The following is a 15,249-nucleotide window of genomic DNA, read 5'->3' on the forward strand; positions in this document are numbered from 1 at the left end:
CCGAAAAAAACTCAACATAACCCTTATTAAACTATCCTATCCGTTAGCGTAATAACTGCTCGAAATCAATAACCAAAGGGTACATACTCTCCATTGAAATGATAACGGTAGCCGTTATCTATTCGGACATATCCGAGTATACAATGATCTCTACCCCTGAATGAGACACTAGAGTAGTTTTTATTGTCTTTATTACCTTCAGCAATCAAAATTTCATTGTCTTCACAAGCTAAAACAATTCCGATATGATCGTGAGAATTATCGGAGAGAAGCTTATCGAAAATAACAATATCACCACGTGCCGGAATAAATTCTTCTTGTTTAGCGTCATAGAAAAATCTAGTTTCGTGCAGCTGAGCCCAATCCAACCACGCACCAACCCCAGCTAGACGATACATTCGGTTAGGATATCGAATTGGAAGAAGTATTCCAACCTGCATACAGCAGTAATATACAAATGCAGCACACCAGTTACCTTCTAGTACTTTATAGATATCAGAGTCCGGCCAATACTTGCAAATTTCCCGATAACGTTCATCTTCCGGTACCCCGATTATGTTTTGCTCTGCGAGCTTTTCCGCAAAATCAGCCAGCATAAGTCGTCTGTCTTTAGTTTCTCTATTTAATGCTTCCACATCTACGTTTAATTCTGTATCTACATTTCCCTCCTGAATCCCTAATTCAATAAATACATTTTGTAGTCTATGTATTTCCGTCTTAAGTAAATGATTTCCTGTATTTTGAAAGTACCTCTGCAATAAAATAGCGTCTTTAATAACTTCCTCATCTGGTCCATGAACTCGATTTCTATCTTCTTGATAAAAGATTGATCTAAGAATTACTGAGATCTCTTCGTCGGTAAAGATTTGAGTGCTACGTATTATAGGTCTTACCGCGTCTGCGCTATTGTGACCAGGAAAGGTATTTATTCCAGTTTTATAGAAATAAAAATCGTGTAGCACCCCCGCGATCGCAGCTATTTCCGAATCTTGTCCTCTTCTCATAGCGAGCATCGAAGCGAAGGTAGACACTCCTGAAAGATGAGCCCAAGCTTTCTGATTCTTGAAGCTGCTCTGCATTTCATAAACAAGGGATCGAACAATTCCAAGACGCTTAGATTTCTTCTCACATATCATAATTAATTCCCCAATCCCCGAACTAACGCAGGCTTATGTCCGTAGCCTCTCTGTATTCATAAAACTAACGTTTCCCATTAGTTCAAGTAAGTTTTTTAAAATGTTTGTATAGATCCATGTGAGTCTTGCTGTACTAGTTAATCCGTATCCGTGCAATCCAGTACAGACTTGTGACATCTATGACTCCGTTACCAACTCCTTTACTTTAGATGCAAAAATCTCCCAGCTTGTATCATATCCTACATTAAACGTCCACCCGTTAGATCGAAGCTTCTCACCTAAATAGATGTAATCGGCGCGTTGCTTATCATTTAGGTTTACATCTAAAGTCTCGTCACCAACCTTGAACTCGTTCATGTAATCGTACATTTTCATAAGGATATCTTCCTTATCCTTATCTCTTTCCATTCCACTGTGTAAGATAATTGAATCGATTGCATCATCTAGTTTCTGTGTAACAAGAGTTTCATTATTCCAATTATGATCTTGTTGATACTGTATAGTTGCTTCAAGTTGAGCTAGATCTCGGTGGATATTAGCATTCAATAATTCATATTTCAATTCTTGATTTCTGCTATCCTTTTTCTGATTCATAAAAAAGACAACATTACCGAATAGCGATACTATTAGAATTACTTTAATCCAGTCTATCTTCTTCATACTTTCTCCAATCTCTCCTGAAATATCGAACACTTCTAATAATATTCTATGCTTATTCCACTAACATTACCTGTTAGCTCAACGAGTCATTTGAGGATATATCTCGCTAGGTGGTCTGCTCAATCGAGTGTCTGGTTTATAATATTTTGTTACCCAATGGTTTAATGACTTTGCTTTGAAACCAAGACTCTTATACAATTCTATAGCAGGATTGCCTTTCACAACCCCGAGTGTCACGATTTCCCCACCCCTTCGCACAATTTCATTTACAAGAAATGAAATAAAAGCTCTTCCGTATCCTCGTGATTGAAGATCTAGACGAACAGACACATGACTCAGTTCAAACCCGTCAATAATTCCGACTGCTGCTATTTCACCATCAATAAGCATCACGAATCTATTGCTTCTATCTTCGGCGAATCTCATCCGCTCCGTTTCATTAGGAGGATAATAGTAAGACGGAAGAATACCCACGCGTTCATGCATTTCGTAAAAAGCTATTTCACAAATGTTATGGCATATTACATAATCATCATCTTCGTATTGCCTTACAGTAATATTAGTTTCAGGAAGAAGTACACCTTCACGCTCCATGATAAAGGATGAATAACTTATGTAATAACCATGCTTATATAAAAATTGCTGAGAACAACGGTCGCCATCTATACAGAAACCTATCGAACGTTCTACTGCTACGTTTTGAGAAAGTATTTTATCCGTCTTTTCCAAAAGTGTGGCACCGATACCCATTCTTCTATATTCTTCGTTAACAAATATCGTCGTCAACGCTCTTCTCTTAAAACCATCAAAAGAGAGAAAACCTACCGTTAAGTCGTTGTAACGAGCAACAAATATACCGTCTGAGAGCATTTTGTTACTCTGTTGAAACACATTAAATTGTTCATTTTCACACAACATGGCTGTGATTGAAGCTTCGTCCCTTTCGGGTTTATAGGGTTCAATTTTCAGTTGTTCCATCTGCATTCACCTTTGATCATAAGTTTAGTTTTGCTGTAATTTTCATAAATCCTACTTAATCCTTAGGACTGGAGCTAATACGTACTCTATAATAATCAGACCATAATTTACAAAAACAGGTTTCTCTATACTACCCGATTAGTTGAACAAATAAAACGGCTGCCGAAGCAACCGCTATTCCACTATCGTTCTCCGTTAGCTTAGTTTCTAAAATACAAATTCTGTCTCGTTGTTTTCATTATCAAGATATATAACCCTACAGGAATCTTTCCAACTATCCCAATTTAATACGCTATCAACATCCACACGGAATAATTCATTATATGGTACATTCATAGGATTAGAAAAATCATAAAAAACAAGTTCATAGGGGCATGCCCAATAGCATCCATCAATCACTATTAGTTTTTTTTGTTGAAAATATATTATTTCCCCCCAGCAAAATCCATGCCCTTTATAAGCCTCTTCGGGAACATAATGATTGGTTTCTTTATTTGATAAATTAACAATTGAATACCCCTGATAATCTAACCCACACAACAGATATTCTGTGCCATTTACCTCCAACCAACTGAATAAGAATGGGTCATAATTTCTATATATTATGTCGATGATTTTATGCTCACTATCCGTAACAATCCCTTTTGTGTAATTATGTCTGATAAAACCTTCAACATGGTTATAGTGATGGATTTCAAGTTTGAACTTACCTGAAGGTGAATGAATAATTTCAGTTTTCTCAGAGATGTAAAATTCATCTTGAAAATAGTACATCATCTCAGCTCTTTCACTGAGAAACTGTGAGTCCTCAACAATATTCCTCAAATTCTTTCACCTCGCTTTAGTATTACAAATTGTACCATATTTTTAGACAGGCTATTACGCTATCTTGCCGTCTAGTTGAATAAAGGCGGACTTTAAGGGGATTTTTCCTATTGCAATGCATTACGTCTCTCCTAACATTTCCTACAAACGCTAATGATAGATGAAGATGACGGAGAGAACGGCGTTTTATCCCAGTCAGCATATTGATGTTCGACGCGAAAGCCGTGACGGGTTAATAAAGATTGCAGTGTAGCCTGATCTGTAAACCGACAAGCAATTCGGGAAGTCGTTCGTTTATCCCCCCAATCACGCATCGTGACCCAATGCATGATATGTTGGCTAGCATCGTAATATTGTGTACCTGATACCTTGACGTTTTGCCCATCCTTATCAATAAAGGACCCCCATTCTGTCTCCTCTTGATCGGATAAATCCGTTCCCTTCGGATTACGGGTCTCGAATGCAAAGATTCCATGGGGTTGTAAATGTTTGTGAACGGTAGTAAGCAAATCGTTTTGATCTTGATCACTTAAGAATGCCTGAAATGCATTGCCAGTCAAATAGATCATCGAAAATCGCTTGTCCGATTCGAAGGTACGGGCATCGCCTTCCATAAAAGTAACAGTCAACCCTTCCGCCTTCAGCCGCGCATATGCGAGCATCGCCGAAGAGATATCTACGCCGGTCATCGTTATACCGGCTTTTGACAGTGGTATCGTTGTTAAGCCTGTACCACAAGCAAGTTCTAACACTTCGCCAGGACTCGATCTTGCAAGCTCAAGATAGAACTGATATTTGTCCATTTCACCGTCAAATTCAAGATCATAATTTAGCGGATCCAGATATTCTTCAAGATTGCTATGTTCAATCAACGCTATCCCCTCTTTCATTTCAATGTTACATTAGAGAAAAAATAATTTTCATTAGGAAAAACATGTACTTATATAGACTCAAAAAGGATAATCAAAATAAAAGCCCTCTCGATAACCCTCGTACTTAACAGTATTATTTTACTATTTATTCGATAAACCGTTTGGTAATTCATAGTTATAATCAATTTTTATCGAACCTTACATAACTACTTTTTAAGTCGATAATCACTACTTTATCCTGACCGCAATAGAATAATTAGTGGCCGACCAACAAAATGGTCATCTTTTTTTCGTATTCGGCATAGCATCCTTCTTTATTCGTTACAGGTGATCGAGTAAACGATATCTCGTTCCCATCTTCAAGCCGAAACTGGTTCGCAGACACCGTGTCGGAACAATAACCGGGCCAGATGACGCAAAATTATTTCGACTGCGGTCCCATTCCGTTAACCTGCTGTTAGCTTAAATGAAAAGGAAGAGCTACCCTATAGGAAGCTCCTCCACTAACGTTCTCCGTAAGCTCAATGACTTAACTAAAATCGGAGTAAAATGCTGCTAACGATACAAATATCAGAATAGGTGGGCTCCGCCCCTAACGGAAATTTTCTACACACTCATGTAGAAAGGCGTCTAGCGTGCGTGGCTCTCTGCCAAGCAAGCGCTTTACAGTGTTATTTGGACTTTCTGGCACCATCCTAGACATGGTTTGAATTTCTACAACGTGGTTCGCGAGCCAATGAGGCAGATTCCCGTGCTCGATAAGATTACGGAGTAGTACTTGGGGTTCCAAGTTGATGTAACTTATCGGCCGATTAAGCAGGGCAGATAGTCGACTCGCGATCTGGGGATAACTGAAAATCTCCGAACCAGTAAGCGTATATATATGGCCTGATACCTTGTGGTTGGTCAGAACTTCTGCGGCAACGTCTGCAATATCGCGACAGTCTATAAAGTTACACGGTGAAACGCCCATGGAGCCGAAGAAAACATTTTGGGTTGTAATCGTTGGTGCAAAGCGCATTAAATTTTGCATGAACGCATAGGGGCGCAATACGGTGTGGGTGAGACCCGATTCTCTCAGCGTTTTCTCAATTTCTTGATGCCAGCCCGCTACTGCCACTGGAGAGCTATGCTCAAAGGCTGGACTGGATATTTTTACGATGTGTTTGATTCCAGATTCGGCGGCAATCTGAATGATAGAGGTTTCCAATTCGATTTGTCTTGGACTGTTGGACATGGCAAGGAAGAGCTGGCTAGCATCTGTAAACGCGCGGCGCATCGATGTGGGGTCAGAAGCATCGACAAAAGCGACCTCGATAATTGATCGGCCTTTTTCTCCGATCTGATCACGTAACTTCTCTGGCTCTCTGCTTAGCGCCCTGACAGGTACGCCAAGATCAACCAAACGTTCCAAAAGCGCACTACCTATCGTACCTGTTGCTCCCATAATAACTATCATTTTTTATCTTCTCCTTTTAGATGAAAAATTAGTTGTGACGGCAAGTCGCCACCGCCATGTCACTATCGTGCTTGCTATGAATCCAGACAACGGGAAATCGATCCATACACGATTTACCCAGGCCAAGTGATTACTCGGAATCATAATTTCTACTACAACAGATGTCACCCATGCAGCGTATAGTCCAAATGAGGACCCGGCCATTGCGAATACCCCTACCACAACCAAGTGAGGTGCACCGACGACCCATCGCAAATGGCCCACTCGGCTGTGCAACAATAGCCCAATCATCAAGGCCATCAAGGCCGATGCACCGCCAATTGTGGTCAATGCCGCTATTTGAAGCCCCCTATCTGCAGTAACCAATCCCCCGATACCTGCCATAATGGCAGGAGCAGCATAGGCCATTACAACTTCACGCCATAGTACAAAAGTCTTTTTCTTGGAACCAGCAGCCTTGATGCCGTAAACATCATCTGTCTGATTAGAGTATTTCATCTGGTTCATTTACTTGCTCCTTTCTTCTTTGAAGTAGTTCAATGATTGCGTTCAGCTAGATATAATTAGGTGCCTAACTATATAAGAGTAAAAATAGGCTAGCTTCACTAGCCCATTCTACTCATTACTGATGTTTCCCTTTGGTTTCGAGCCTAATTCGCCCGTAAGTGCTGAGATGCCTTGTGTAACTCGACCTAGCAAGTCGAGAAATACGCTGCGTTCTTCGATGTTGAGCAAGCCCACCATTGCTTCCAACCGAGCAAAATGCTCAGGAGCCATTTCACGGAGCTTCTTCGCTCCTTCTTCCGTTAAAACGACTGATTTCTGACGGCCATCGTCTGAGCTTGATCGCCGAGATACTAGCCCATCTCGTTCAAGAATGTCGATAAGACCAGTCACTGTAGCACGTGTAACGCCTAGATGCTCCGCTAATTGCGAAGGCAACTCTTCTCCTTCGTTATCTTCAAGATCTGCCAATAAACGATAACGCCCTGTTGATAAACCGAATCTAGAGAAATGAATCTCTGAGGCGTGTCCAAGCATGGCTCCCGCTGCCATTAGCCTAGACGCGACGAGTATAGCCTGTGCGTCTATGTCTAGGTTATAGCGATCAATCTGACGCTTGGATTGTACAAGCGAGGGAATAGCCTCAATGTCATTTATTTTTTTATTATTGTTGTTCATATATGTAGTATGGTCCCTAACTACTTTTGTGTCAACTCATTTTTATTGCACAGCTCTTTATTTCTCCCAAAGCTCGATCAGTCGACCTTCAGGATCTTCAATCCAAACAAACTTTCCAAATTCACTAATTTCTTCTTTCTTTGCAAGTGGTATACCAATATGCTCAAGATGCTTAATAGTCTCGTCTAGATTATGTACTTGGAAATTTAACATCACTTGTTGTTCTGTTGGAAAATAACTGTCATCCTCGGTAAAGAAAGAAAAGATAGTCTCATTTCCTGATTGGGGCTTTATCACAGTCCCATTCCAATGATCTATTTCAATCTTCAAGACCTCACTGTACCATTTTTTTATAACTTCAAGATTCTTAGTTCTCCAAAAGATTCCTCCGAAACCTTTTATCATCGTATTTATCTCCTGTCAGTCATCAATTTTTTAGCTATCCGTTCTCAATAAATATTCGAGATTTAAATTTAAGTTCCTTTTTTAACTATCTTGCCCATGAATTGAACAATTAAAAACCTACTGCCATAGCAACCGCTATTCCACTATCGTGTCCCGTTAGCGCAATGAGTCTACTAGATCCAATGGATGCAGTATGGAAGATTTTAGGTAGATGTATTCATAGAAAAATGGTACATTATTTTGGAATCAATAGCGCGCAAGTCAGGATATACATTTAGACTAATATTTTTATATTGGGGGATGGTACTGGCATGGACAAGAATTCTGTTTATAGAACAAATATTATAGGCGCTGGCGAGGTTGGTAGCGCTATCTCGGTCGATATGGACAAGAATGTTATTCATGAAACTAACAGCTTATTTTGGGATACAAAAGGAAATGATATTTTAGGAGCAACCGCACTTCCTTTATATGGAGCATTTGTCTCAGAAGAAAAATGCCAGCTTTTTGGCGATATTTCAGGAAAAAAGATGTTGGAGATAGGCTGTGGAAGCGGTCAATCATTGCAATATCTCGGGGAACGTAAAGCATCTGAACTATGGGGTATGGATATATCAGAAAACCAAATCGAAAAAACAAGAGAATATTTGTCAGATCACGGACTTTCAGCAAAATTAATCTGTTCTCCCATGGAAGAAAAATGTGGACTACCTGAGGATTATTTTGACTTTGTTTATTCGATTTATGCTATAGGCTGGACAACCGATCTTGAGGGTACTTTTAGCAGGATTGCTTCTTACCTAAAAAAAGACGGCGTATTTATTTTCAGTTGGTCTCACCCTATACACAAATGTGTTGTTGCAGAAAATGATATGCTTGTTTTTAAAAAATGTTACTTCGATGAATCTTGGTATTCGGTAACTCTTGACGAAAGTACGCTAACATTAGCTGACCGTAAACTATCAACCTATGTGAATGCGCTCTCAAAAGCGGGACTTGTTATTGAAGAAATGATTGAGCAATCTGATGATGAAATTATTCAATTGCGGGACGATAACGACGATTTTGCAAAAAAAGCAAAGATGCTTCCTGTAACTTTCGTAATCAAAGCAAGAAAACTGTAATTTAGTAGTTGAAGATAAATGCCCGTTAATTGAATAAAGGCAGCCGATCATGTTGACTGATTGGCTGCCTTATCGCGTTTATTGAACTATCGTCTCCGGTTAGCTTAATTATGATTCCCGAAAGTCCATACATTCATCAAGTAAGTCTCGATTCCTTCATTCCTCTAATATTTGTACATTTTTAGCTGTCCTACGCTGAGAATCAACTATATTCGGAAACTCGAATAGGTCGAATTCAACTTTTTGACCCTCTTTAAGGAACCGAAAGCCGTTCGGTAACCTAATAGGGTCTGGTAGTATTTCGCTGAAGTGTACAAAAACATGGTTACCTTCCTGCCCGTCTAGCATTATCCGTCCGTAACCTTTATCTTCTTTGTACCATTGGACAATACCCCATCTTCTTTCCGCCACCTATGCACCTCCTCTGTAACTTTATTACAACTCATTATGTGCTCACATCGCGTTGAATGAGTTATCTCATTTGATTTTTTTTGGAAACCCATTTACAAAAAGTATCATACCGAGAAACGCAAGGATTGGCACAAAGATATTATCGAAGAAGCTTGTAATATGAGTTTCAGGTAGGGCATTGAACATATTTGCTTCGTACAACGCTGCAATTTCATGGCTGCGAGCTATCAAAGAGCCTACTCGTTCGATTGCATAGATTACTCCAGCGGAAATTAGAAAGGATGCACCTAGTTTTCTGTAAAAGTCGTTGGCCATGAAATATTTGTCTCCTCCTCTATTTTTTATTGAGTACTTCTTCCATCATCCCACTTTACCACATTGTTCCAATTTTTTTGAGTATCAGAATATCATTACATAACCTAATGCTAATAATGTGACGCTATAGCGCCACAAATTGTAAGTATTCTGCCGGCTAATTGAACAATAAAAAACGGCTGCCGAAGCAGCCGCTATTCTACTGTCGTTCTTCGTGAGCTTAATGATTTACTTTGCTTCGGACGAATCCTATTGCTCTTTATTGAGAACTTCATGGATTATATTTGTTATGTCGTTAATTTTGCGGGAACAATATTTTAAAATAGGGTTAGCCCAATATTCGGGTCCAGTTTCATCATCACCAATTTTCACTAAATTCAATGTATACACACCCTCTGAACGCATAGCTGGATAGCATCCTAAATCCAAAATCAAACCTGTCTTTTCATTTCTTAAATAGAATATATCCTCATGTAGCTCCCATACATAAGGAAATGAGTCGTCATGAAAGTCATCGGGATTAATTTCATAAAAATGATTCCATAAGACAGTCCAATCTGACGGAATATTTAATGGCACCAATTGTAGACTCATGTTAATAACACATCCCTTAACAATCTTCATATTCAAATCTCCGTGATTGTCCAAGTTATCCTGCCCGTTACTTCAATGAAAAAAGCAGGCTACCGTAGCGCCTGCTCATTAGTGTGTATCATTCAACTAAAGTTCTCCGTTAGTTCAATAGTCTTATGTTTTAATTAGAGTCGCTGCTTATAGTTGTAAGGCTTGCCGAACACCTAATGCAGTGACGTCCCGACGGGCTTAGGGGGCTGGATGTGGTCACTCGCTTCTGAGAGTGACCCGGAGCGTCAATATGGTGTTAGCCGAAGAAGTTCTGGAAGCAGCCATTGCATTTAAGGCGTTCTCAAAATAGCTATATACTTCATCTGCAATTCCCAGAAACTCTTCAACAAGTACATTACTATCCAAGTAACAAGCATACAGATAATCAACTAAAGCGGAGTCAATCTCACAATAGTTTAATATGGCATTCTTCATCTTAATAATGTCATCTTGCCATACACCTGTATCTTCTAAAACCAAAGAGTATAATGCACGAATTAATCTCTTAGAGTAACCTTTAATATATCTAGTTTTCATTGTGTTATCATTAGCATTAGAAAGTAAACTATGTATATGATCTACTTCCTCCTTGGTCTCTGTATTTAAGTCTAAAATGAACTCTGGACAAATAATTATCGGTGGTACTTTTTCACCAACGTCATGACCATATATGCAAACACAAATTATCTTTACCCAAAAACCCCACTCATTTGGTTTACTTAATACATCGTCAATCGAGCAAATTATCGTATCAATCTTAGTTACTACTGGATATTCTTCCAAAAGCCTGTCTTTAATATTTGACAATCTTTCGTAATCAATATCTTTGGGATTTACACATACAATAGTAAAGTCTGCATCTGACTTAAAAGGTTTAGCAGTTCCTTTTGGAATCGAGCCACACATATAAATGCTATGAATCTTACCTTTAAATTCGGTAAGTATATTATCTATATACTTATCAACAAAATCCTTATATTCACTTTGTATTACAATTCTATTTATAACTTTTTCTAATATCATATAGACTCCTCCTAAACTAAGAACTTCTTTCGGCTAACGTCTTTTTTGCGAACTTCGTAAATTCATCATGACTTAAGTTATTCGCGAAATCATTCAACTATCCTGCCCGTTAGCTCAACAGCATCCACGATTTGACGCCTACTTCAATAAAAAAGAGAACAGGGCAAGAAAGGCATCGACAAAAACCAAGCAGACACCTATTATTTTAACGTGGAACAGTGCAAGCGTTGTCCGTTTAAAGAGGGTTGTTATAAAGAAGGATCGAAGAGCAAACCTACTCTGTAACGATTAAATCTGAAGAACATTCGGAACAGATTGCGTTGCGTTCCAGGAAACAGAGTACTTTAAAGAAAAATCTAAGGAACGCTACAAAATTGAAGCGAAGAATAGCGAACTTTAACATGGGCACGGGTATGATGTAGCTACATCCTCGGGTCTGATTGGTATGGAATTACAAGGTGCGATGACGATATTCGCCGTGAACTTAAAGCGGATATTGAAGTTAACAGATTGAAAACATAGGGATAAATTGAATAAAATAGAGCTAAAAAAGAAGACATTCTTCCTAAAAATGGGGTTGAATGTCTTCTTTTTTGAAGTTTATACATACTCCTTAAGAAAAACGTAAGTTCTTCAGTGCCCTCTCCAATAGATTGAAGCTTTTTGCAATGGTATGGAGCCGAGCTTAACCAGTTGAGAACCCTGCAGATCCCTTCGGATCGTCAGTTGATTTCTATGGTCAGGAAGCTTGTGAAATTCGCCCCCGGCTCCAGGGTGATTATTCCCTCTTTAGCTTGAAGTTCACCTTCGAAGACGTCCATATCCGCTACTCCTTGCCAAGGCTCGATGCATATGAAGGGAGCGTTCAAAGGCTGCCAGATGCCGAGGTCGGGAAAACCCTTATAGCTGACAACTACGCTTTTGGAGGAGTGCTTGCTTCTAAGCGAAATCTGCCGAGAGCTCACATTTCGGAAAATCAATGCGCCTTCGGCGAACATTTCATGGGATAAAGGCAGGATGGTCTCTTGTTTCAGAACGGGCTCCGATTTGCCGCTGATCAGCAGGCCGTCCGAATTCAAGAACAACCTTTCAAGGTTTTCCGATTCAGCGAACTCCAGATAGTAATCGTTCAGGCTACCGTTGTCATCAAGCGGACAATTGAACGCCGGGTGGGTTCCGAGCTGGAAGAAGATATCCTGTTCATCGCTATTTTCCACCCGGTAACTAAGTTCCAGTGTGCTTGCATTCAGTTTATATGTAATATATAGGTTGAATTTAAAAGGATAACTGGCCAGGGTTTTCTCATCATAAGAGAGGCGGTAAACCGCGTGGGTGTCGCTTTCTTGGACCAGCGTAAATTCGCTGCGTCTGGCGAATCCGTGATTGCCGATCTTATAGGCTTTGCAGTCCACCTTAATCTCTCCGTTCCGGGCCGCACCAATAATGGGAAACAGCACCGGAGAACGGCCTGTCCAATACGTGGCGTCACCGCTCCAGATGTATTCAGCTTCCGGATCCAGCTTTCTGAAGCTGATCAGTTCCGCCCCAAGGGTATTAATCTCAGCTTCCGCCGAGCTGCTGCGCAAAATTTTATTCATTGTTGTACTCCCTTTCATACTTATAGTCCAGATACACATATTATATCAAAGTTCTTGAGGGAGTTGAGAAAAAGACAGCCAATTCATCAGCTGCCGTTTCTTCGTGCTTATTGAGCTATCGTGTCCCGTTAGTTCAGCGAACTGGTGTATTAAGATCTAAGTATATTTGTATTCCCGTTTAGCATATCTTCAAAAACTGGTCGTTGAACTTTGTTTATTTGATCCAGTGAGATATCGTTAATATCCCAAAACTGTAATTTCAACGATTCGCATAGATCGTCCTGATATCTTATCGCATCCCCATCCTCAGATAAATACTGATTATAATCAGTCCAGGCATTGAAAAGAAACATAACAAAAACAACCTTGTTGCCATCAGGATAGGAGTATTCCATCCTTGGACCGCTATATACAGCGTAAAATTCACAATCCGTAACAGTTAATCCTGTTTCCTCAATAACTTCCCGGATCATTGTCTCTTGGATAGTCTCACCTGGATTCATGCCTCCGCCTGGTAATCCCCAGTCTCCGTAATCGGATCTTTGCTGCAATAAAATTCTTCCTTTACTATCTCTTATAATTGCTCCGCCAGTTACAACAATCCGCATTTATAGTAGCTCCTTACTTGGTAGAAATACATAAGTTGATTATTCTAGGCTTTTAAGGTAAAGTCCTTTCAAGAATTGAATTGTTGAATTATTCTGCCCGTTACTTTAATAGGCTTCAGATAAAGCCGGCAGCAGTTGTTATTGTGCTATCGTGTCCCGTTAGCTAATTGATTACCTTTGAAAAGTGAGAAGTATTTGAAATGTATCCATAAATGAAAAATGTATTGTTTTCTTCTCTATACGGAATTCTTAATTCATGTAAAATCGAAAGAAATTCTTTACTTATGTCAATTAATTCAGGAGGAAGCAGATTCCCCTTGTGCTTGTAATACCTTGGTCTAACCCGTATCCATTCTACAGAAAAAAAAGGTGAAAGTGCTTCTATCCAATCCCCTAAATACCAGACGTCGGTTTCAAAGTTCTCTGGATAAAGTTCTTCATCTAATACATACTTAGCTTGATATGGCGGGGTAAAAGGGAGTTTATTTATTACATCACTTTGTAAGTTTCCCCACTTAGTGTCATTCATAACTGAACATAATTGTTTCTGTGTAATAACTTCATGTACCCTTTTTTTAAAATCCAGTTCATAACCCACAATAAAAAACCCTCCTGAATAAACAACATAAAGCGGCATCAGAGAAGGCGGATCGTACCTTATCGCGGCCTTTAAACGACAAAATGGTGCCGATAGCCATAGCCCCATAGCCGCAACGAAATAATGAGCCTAATCCGACAGTGCCCGCATGATGTTGGATTTCGCCTCTGCCGCAATCGCTTCATTCCCGTCATCGACCGATTGCATTAAGATCAGTATGGGGATGTATACCGCGATCAGCCGCGCCAGCAGCTTCGTTTCCTCGTCCGCTCCTCCGTACGTTTCGAAAAACACGCCACGAGCGTAAGGTGGTAAAAAGCTATAAGCAACGCTCAAATCGCAAGCCGGATGGCCTACGCTCAGATCGCCCCAATCAATGATGCCGGAAACGATCCCGTTCTCATTCACAAGCATATTTTTGAAATGAAGATCGCCATGTAGCAGTGCATTCACCGCCTCGACACGGTCCTTTTGCAGCCTGCTAATATACGCTTCGATCACACCGGACTCCTCCGGCGACAAGTGTTCAACCACCTTCGATAGAAAGCCCTCCAATTTCACTTTGCGCGATGCTATGTCCGTCAAGTTTCGATGATCTTGCTGAACTCCGCACTTCAGCGCCGCCTGCACCGGAAACTCATGCAATCTCCGCAAAAATTTCGCCAGCGTCTCTGCCGATAAAGCCCGGCGTTCTTCCGTCAAACCGATTGGGAAATCTCCTGGCACGTAGGCATAGCCAAGAAATGGTGTCGGGTATTCGTCACTTGCTTCGCCATAAAACAACGGTTTCGGATAGGGGATGGTCATATATGCCTCCAGCTTCGGCAGCAGCTTCCCTTCCATACGAATCGAGCCAACTGCAATCGTTCTTCTTGGAAACCGGAACACGTACTCGTCAGCGATGAGAAAAACCGTATTGTCCCAGCCCCAGCCCAATCGCTTCACTTGCTTCGATGACAGCTGAGGGAATTGTCTGCCGATCAGCGTCCGCGCCTGCTCTTCGTTAACCTCCCACTCCGCATCCCATACATTCGTTCCTCCCATGAATTGTCTGCCTCCTCGTTCCTTACGTTATTTAGATGTTTACATTCCCTGGAAGTTACGCATAACTGCCCGTTAGTTCAATGAAAAAAGCAGGATACCTTAGCTCCTGCTCTTCAATTTGTATTATTCAACTATCGTGTCCCGTTAGTTCAATAACAAAAAATAACCTCGAACTCTATTTTGAATTACAATTGAATGACACTGATCATATTTCCGTTATTATCAGTAAGATCAAAACGTTTAGGTTCACCGTTCCTTACCTCTGAAACGGCTACTCCATTTTTCTCGAGTCTAGCCCTCACTTCTTCTACATCCTTCACAACAAAATTGAATGGAGTGTATTTATTAATTGGGGGATTTGTCGTTTATGACGCGGAGGGAATGGTT

Annotated in this window: 18 protein-coding genes and 1 pseudogene; 2 read left to right on the forward strand and 17 right to left on the reverse strand. The window is 40.3% G+C overall.

Annotated elements, in window-relative coordinates; all coding sequences use genetic code 11:
• Window positions 1–65: 65 nt before the first annotated feature.
• The 9 genes from MHI27_RS18125 to MHI27_RS18165 all read right to left on the reverse strand — a co-directional run bounded on the left by MHI27_RS18125 (window position 66) and on the right by MHI27_RS18165 (window position 7,517).
• On the reverse strand, window positions 66–1,136 hold the full coding sequence (locus tag MHI27_RS18125) for a CHAP domain-containing protein (RefSeq protein WP_405174389.1): 1,071 nt from the start codon (window positions 1,134–1,136) through the stop codon (window positions 66–68).
• Window positions 1,137–1,313: 177 nt separating this feature from the next.
• Window positions 1,314–1,796, reverse strand: a complete 483-nt coding sequence (locus MHI27_RS18130; protein ID WP_405174390.1) for a hypothetical protein — start codon at window positions 1,794–1,796, stop codon at window positions 1,314–1,316.
• A gap of 78 nt (window positions 1,797–1,874) precedes the next feature.
• Window positions 1,875–2,774: a GNAT family N-acetyltransferase gene (locus MHI27_RS18135; protein ID WP_405174391.1), complete on the reverse strand. Its 900-nt coding sequence runs from the start codon at window positions 2,772–2,774 to the stop codon at window positions 1,875–1,877.
• Window positions 2,775–2,981: 207 nt separating this feature from the next.
• The gene (locus tag MHI27_RS18140; RefSeq protein WP_076287076.1) at window positions 2,982–3,599 is read right to left on the reverse strand and encodes a hypothetical protein; all 618 of its coding nucleotides are present in this window, start codon (window positions 3,597–3,599) and stop codon (window positions 2,982–2,984) included.
• A 131-nt stretch (window positions 3,600–3,730) separates the two neighbouring features.
• Window positions 3,731–4,471: a class I SAM-dependent DNA methyltransferase gene (locus MHI27_RS18145; RefSeq protein ID WP_405174392.1), complete on the reverse strand. Its 741-nt coding sequence runs from the start codon at window positions 4,469–4,471 to the stop codon at window positions 3,731–3,733.
• 592 nt (window positions 4,472–5,063) lie between these two features.
• A complete protein-coding gene (locus tag MHI27_RS18150) occupies window positions 5,064–5,930 on the reverse strand; it encodes an SDR family oxidoreductase (protein WP_405174393.1) in 867 nt (288 codons plus the stop codon).
• 3 nt (window positions 5,931–5,933) lie between these two features.
• Window positions 5,934–6,437, reverse strand: a complete 504-nt coding sequence (locus tag MHI27_RS18155) for a hypothetical protein (protein ID WP_339265383.1) — start codon at window positions 6,435–6,437, stop codon at window positions 5,934–5,936.
• A 108-nt stretch (window positions 6,438–6,545) separates the two neighbouring features.
• Window positions 6,546–7,112 (reverse strand): MarR family winged helix-turn-helix transcriptional regulator, encoded by a 567-nt coding sequence (locus MHI27_RS18160; protein ID WP_042189233.1) that lies wholly within the window; start codon window positions 7,110–7,112, stop codon window positions 6,546–6,548.
• 57 nt (window positions 7,113–7,169) lie between these two features.
• Window positions 7,170–7,517, reverse strand: coding sequence for a glyoxalase (locus tag MHI27_RS18165; protein WP_339287005.1), 348 nt, complete (start codon window positions 7,515–7,517; stop codon window positions 7,170–7,172).
• A gap of 311 nt (window positions 7,518–7,828) precedes the next feature.
• Between MHI27_RS18165 and MHI27_RS18170 the strand changes: the two genes are divergently transcribed.
• Window positions 7,829–8,641 carry a class I SAM-dependent methyltransferase gene (locus MHI27_RS18170; RefSeq protein WP_339265387.1) on the forward strand — a complete coding sequence of 271 codons (813 nt, stop codon included), beginning with the start codon at window positions 7,829–7,831 and terminating at the stop codon, window positions 8,639–8,641.
• Between the two features lie 156 nt (window positions 8,642–8,797).
• Here MHI27_RS18170 and MHI27_RS18175 read toward each other — a convergent pair whose 3' ends face one another.
• The 4 genes from MHI27_RS18175 to MHI27_RS18190 all read right to left on the reverse strand — a co-directional run bounded on the left by MHI27_RS18175 (window position 8,798) and on the right by MHI27_RS18190 (window position 11,014).
• A complete protein-coding gene (locus MHI27_RS18175; RefSeq protein WP_339265389.1) occupies window positions 8,798–9,052 on the reverse strand; it encodes a cold shock domain-containing protein in 255 nt (84 codons plus the stop codon).
• Between the two features lie 66 nt (window positions 9,053–9,118).
• Entirely contained in the window at window positions 9,119–9,367 is a 249-nt protein-coding gene (locus tag MHI27_RS18180) for a hypothetical protein (protein ID WP_405174394.1), read from the reverse strand.
• A gap of 249 nt (window positions 9,368–9,616) precedes the next feature.
• Window positions 9,617–9,991 carry a hypothetical protein gene (locus tag MHI27_RS18185; RefSeq protein WP_405174395.1) on the reverse strand — a complete coding sequence of 125 codons (375 nt, stop codon included), beginning with the start codon at window positions 9,989–9,991 and terminating at the stop codon, window positions 9,617–9,619.
• Window positions 9,992–10,207: 216 nt separating this feature from the next.
• Complete coding sequence (locus MHI27_RS18190; RefSeq protein ID WP_405174396.1) at window positions 10,208–11,014, reverse strand: nucleotidyltransferase domain-containing protein; 807 nt, start codon at window positions 11,012–11,014, stop codon at window positions 10,208–10,210.
• A gap of 150 nt (window positions 11,015–11,164) precedes the next feature.
• Here MHI27_RS18190 and MHI27_RS18195 point away from each other — a divergent pair.
• Window positions 11,165–11,528: pseudogene (locus MHI27_RS18195) on the forward strand (transposase); the annotation flags it as partial.
• A 208-nt stretch (window positions 11,529–11,736) separates the two neighbouring features.
• Here MHI27_RS18195 and MHI27_RS18200 read toward each other — a convergent pair.
• The 4 genes from MHI27_RS18200 to MHI27_RS18215 form a co-directional block, all read right to left on the reverse strand.
• On the reverse strand, window positions 11,737–12,612 hold the full coding sequence (locus MHI27_RS18200; protein ID WP_405174397.1) for an aldose 1-epimerase family protein: 876 nt from the start codon (window positions 12,610–12,612) through the stop codon (window positions 11,737–11,739).
• A gap of 149 nt (window positions 12,613–12,761) precedes the next feature.
• Window positions 12,762–13,220: an NUDIX domain-containing protein gene (locus tag MHI27_RS18205; RefSeq protein WP_076286185.1), complete on the reverse strand. Its 459-nt coding sequence runs from the start codon at window positions 13,218–13,220 to the stop codon at window positions 12,762–12,764.
• 163 nt (window positions 13,221–13,383) lie between these two features.
• The gene (locus MHI27_RS18210) at window positions 13,384–13,818 is read right to left on the reverse strand and encodes a DUF6678 family protein (protein WP_405174398.1); all 435 of its coding nucleotides are present in this window, start codon (window positions 13,816–13,818) and stop codon (window positions 13,384–13,386) included.
• A 129-nt stretch (window positions 13,819–13,947) separates the two neighbouring features.
• Window positions 13,948–14,862: a phosphotransferase gene (locus MHI27_RS18215; RefSeq protein WP_405174399.1), complete on the reverse strand. Its 915-nt coding sequence runs from the start codon at window positions 14,860–14,862 to the stop codon at window positions 13,948–13,950.
• Window positions 14,863–15,249: the final 387 nt, after the last annotated feature.

Source organism: Paenibacillus sp. FSL H8-0261, from assembly GCF_045040645.1.
Taxonomy (GTDB): Bacteria; Bacillota; Bacilli; order Paenibacillales; family Paenibacillaceae; genus Paenibacillus_AQ.

Bases quoted from the DNA above. Each gene is read 5' to 3' on its own strand.
- MHI27_RS18125 (WP_405174389.1), bottom strand. From the start codon at position 1,136: ATGATATGTGAGAAGAAATCTAAGCGTCTTGGAATTGTTCGATCCCTT.
- MHI27_RS18130 (WP_405174390.1), bottom strand. From the start codon at position 1,796: ATGAAGAAGATAGACTGGATTAAAGTAATTCTAATAGTATCGCTATTC.
- MHI27_RS18135 (WP_405174391.1), bottom strand. From the start codon at position 2,774: ATGGAACAACTGAAAATTGAACCCTATAAACCCGAAAGGGACGAAGCT.
- MHI27_RS18150 (WP_405174393.1), bottom strand. From the start codon at position 5,930: ATGATAGTTATTATGGGAGCAACAGGTACGATAGGTAGTGCGCTTTTG.
- MHI27_RS18155 (WP_339265383.1), bottom strand. From the start codon at position 6,437: ATGAACCAGATGAAATACTCTAATCAGACAGATGATGTTTACGGCATC.
- MHI27_RS18160 (WP_042189233.1), bottom strand. From the start codon at position 7,112: ATGAACAACAATAATAAAAAAATAAATGACATTGAGGCTATTCCCTCG.
- MHI27_RS18165 (WP_339287005.1), bottom strand. From the start codon at position 7,517: ATGATAAAAGGTTTCGGAGGAATCTTTTGGAGAACTAAGAATCTTGAA.
- MHI27_RS18170 (WP_339265387.1), top strand. From the start codon at position 7,829: ATGGACAAGAATTCTGTTTATAGAACAAATATTATAGGCGCTGGCGAG.
- MHI27_RS18180 (WP_405174394.1), bottom strand. From the start codon at position 9,367: ATGGCCAACGACTTTTACAGAAAACTAGGTGCATCCTTTCTAATTTCC.
- MHI27_RS18185 (WP_405174395.1), bottom strand. From the start codon at position 9,991: ATGAAGATTGTTAAGGGATGTGTTATTAACATGAGTCTACAATTGGTG.
- MHI27_RS18190 (WP_405174396.1), bottom strand. From the start codon at position 11,014: ATGATATTAGAAAAAGTTATAAATAGAATTGTAATACAAAGTGAATAT.
- MHI27_RS18200 (WP_405174397.1), bottom strand. From the start codon at position 12,612: ATGAATAAAATTTTGCGCAGCAGCTCGGCGGAAGCTGAGATTAATACC.
- MHI27_RS18205 (WP_076286185.1), bottom strand. From the start codon at position 13,220: ATGCGGATTGTTGTAACTGGCGGAGCAATTATAAGAGATAGTAAAGGA.
- MHI27_RS18215 (WP_405174399.1), bottom strand. From the start codon at position 14,862: ATGGGAGGAACGAATGTATGGGATGCGGAGTGGGAGGTTAACGAAGAG.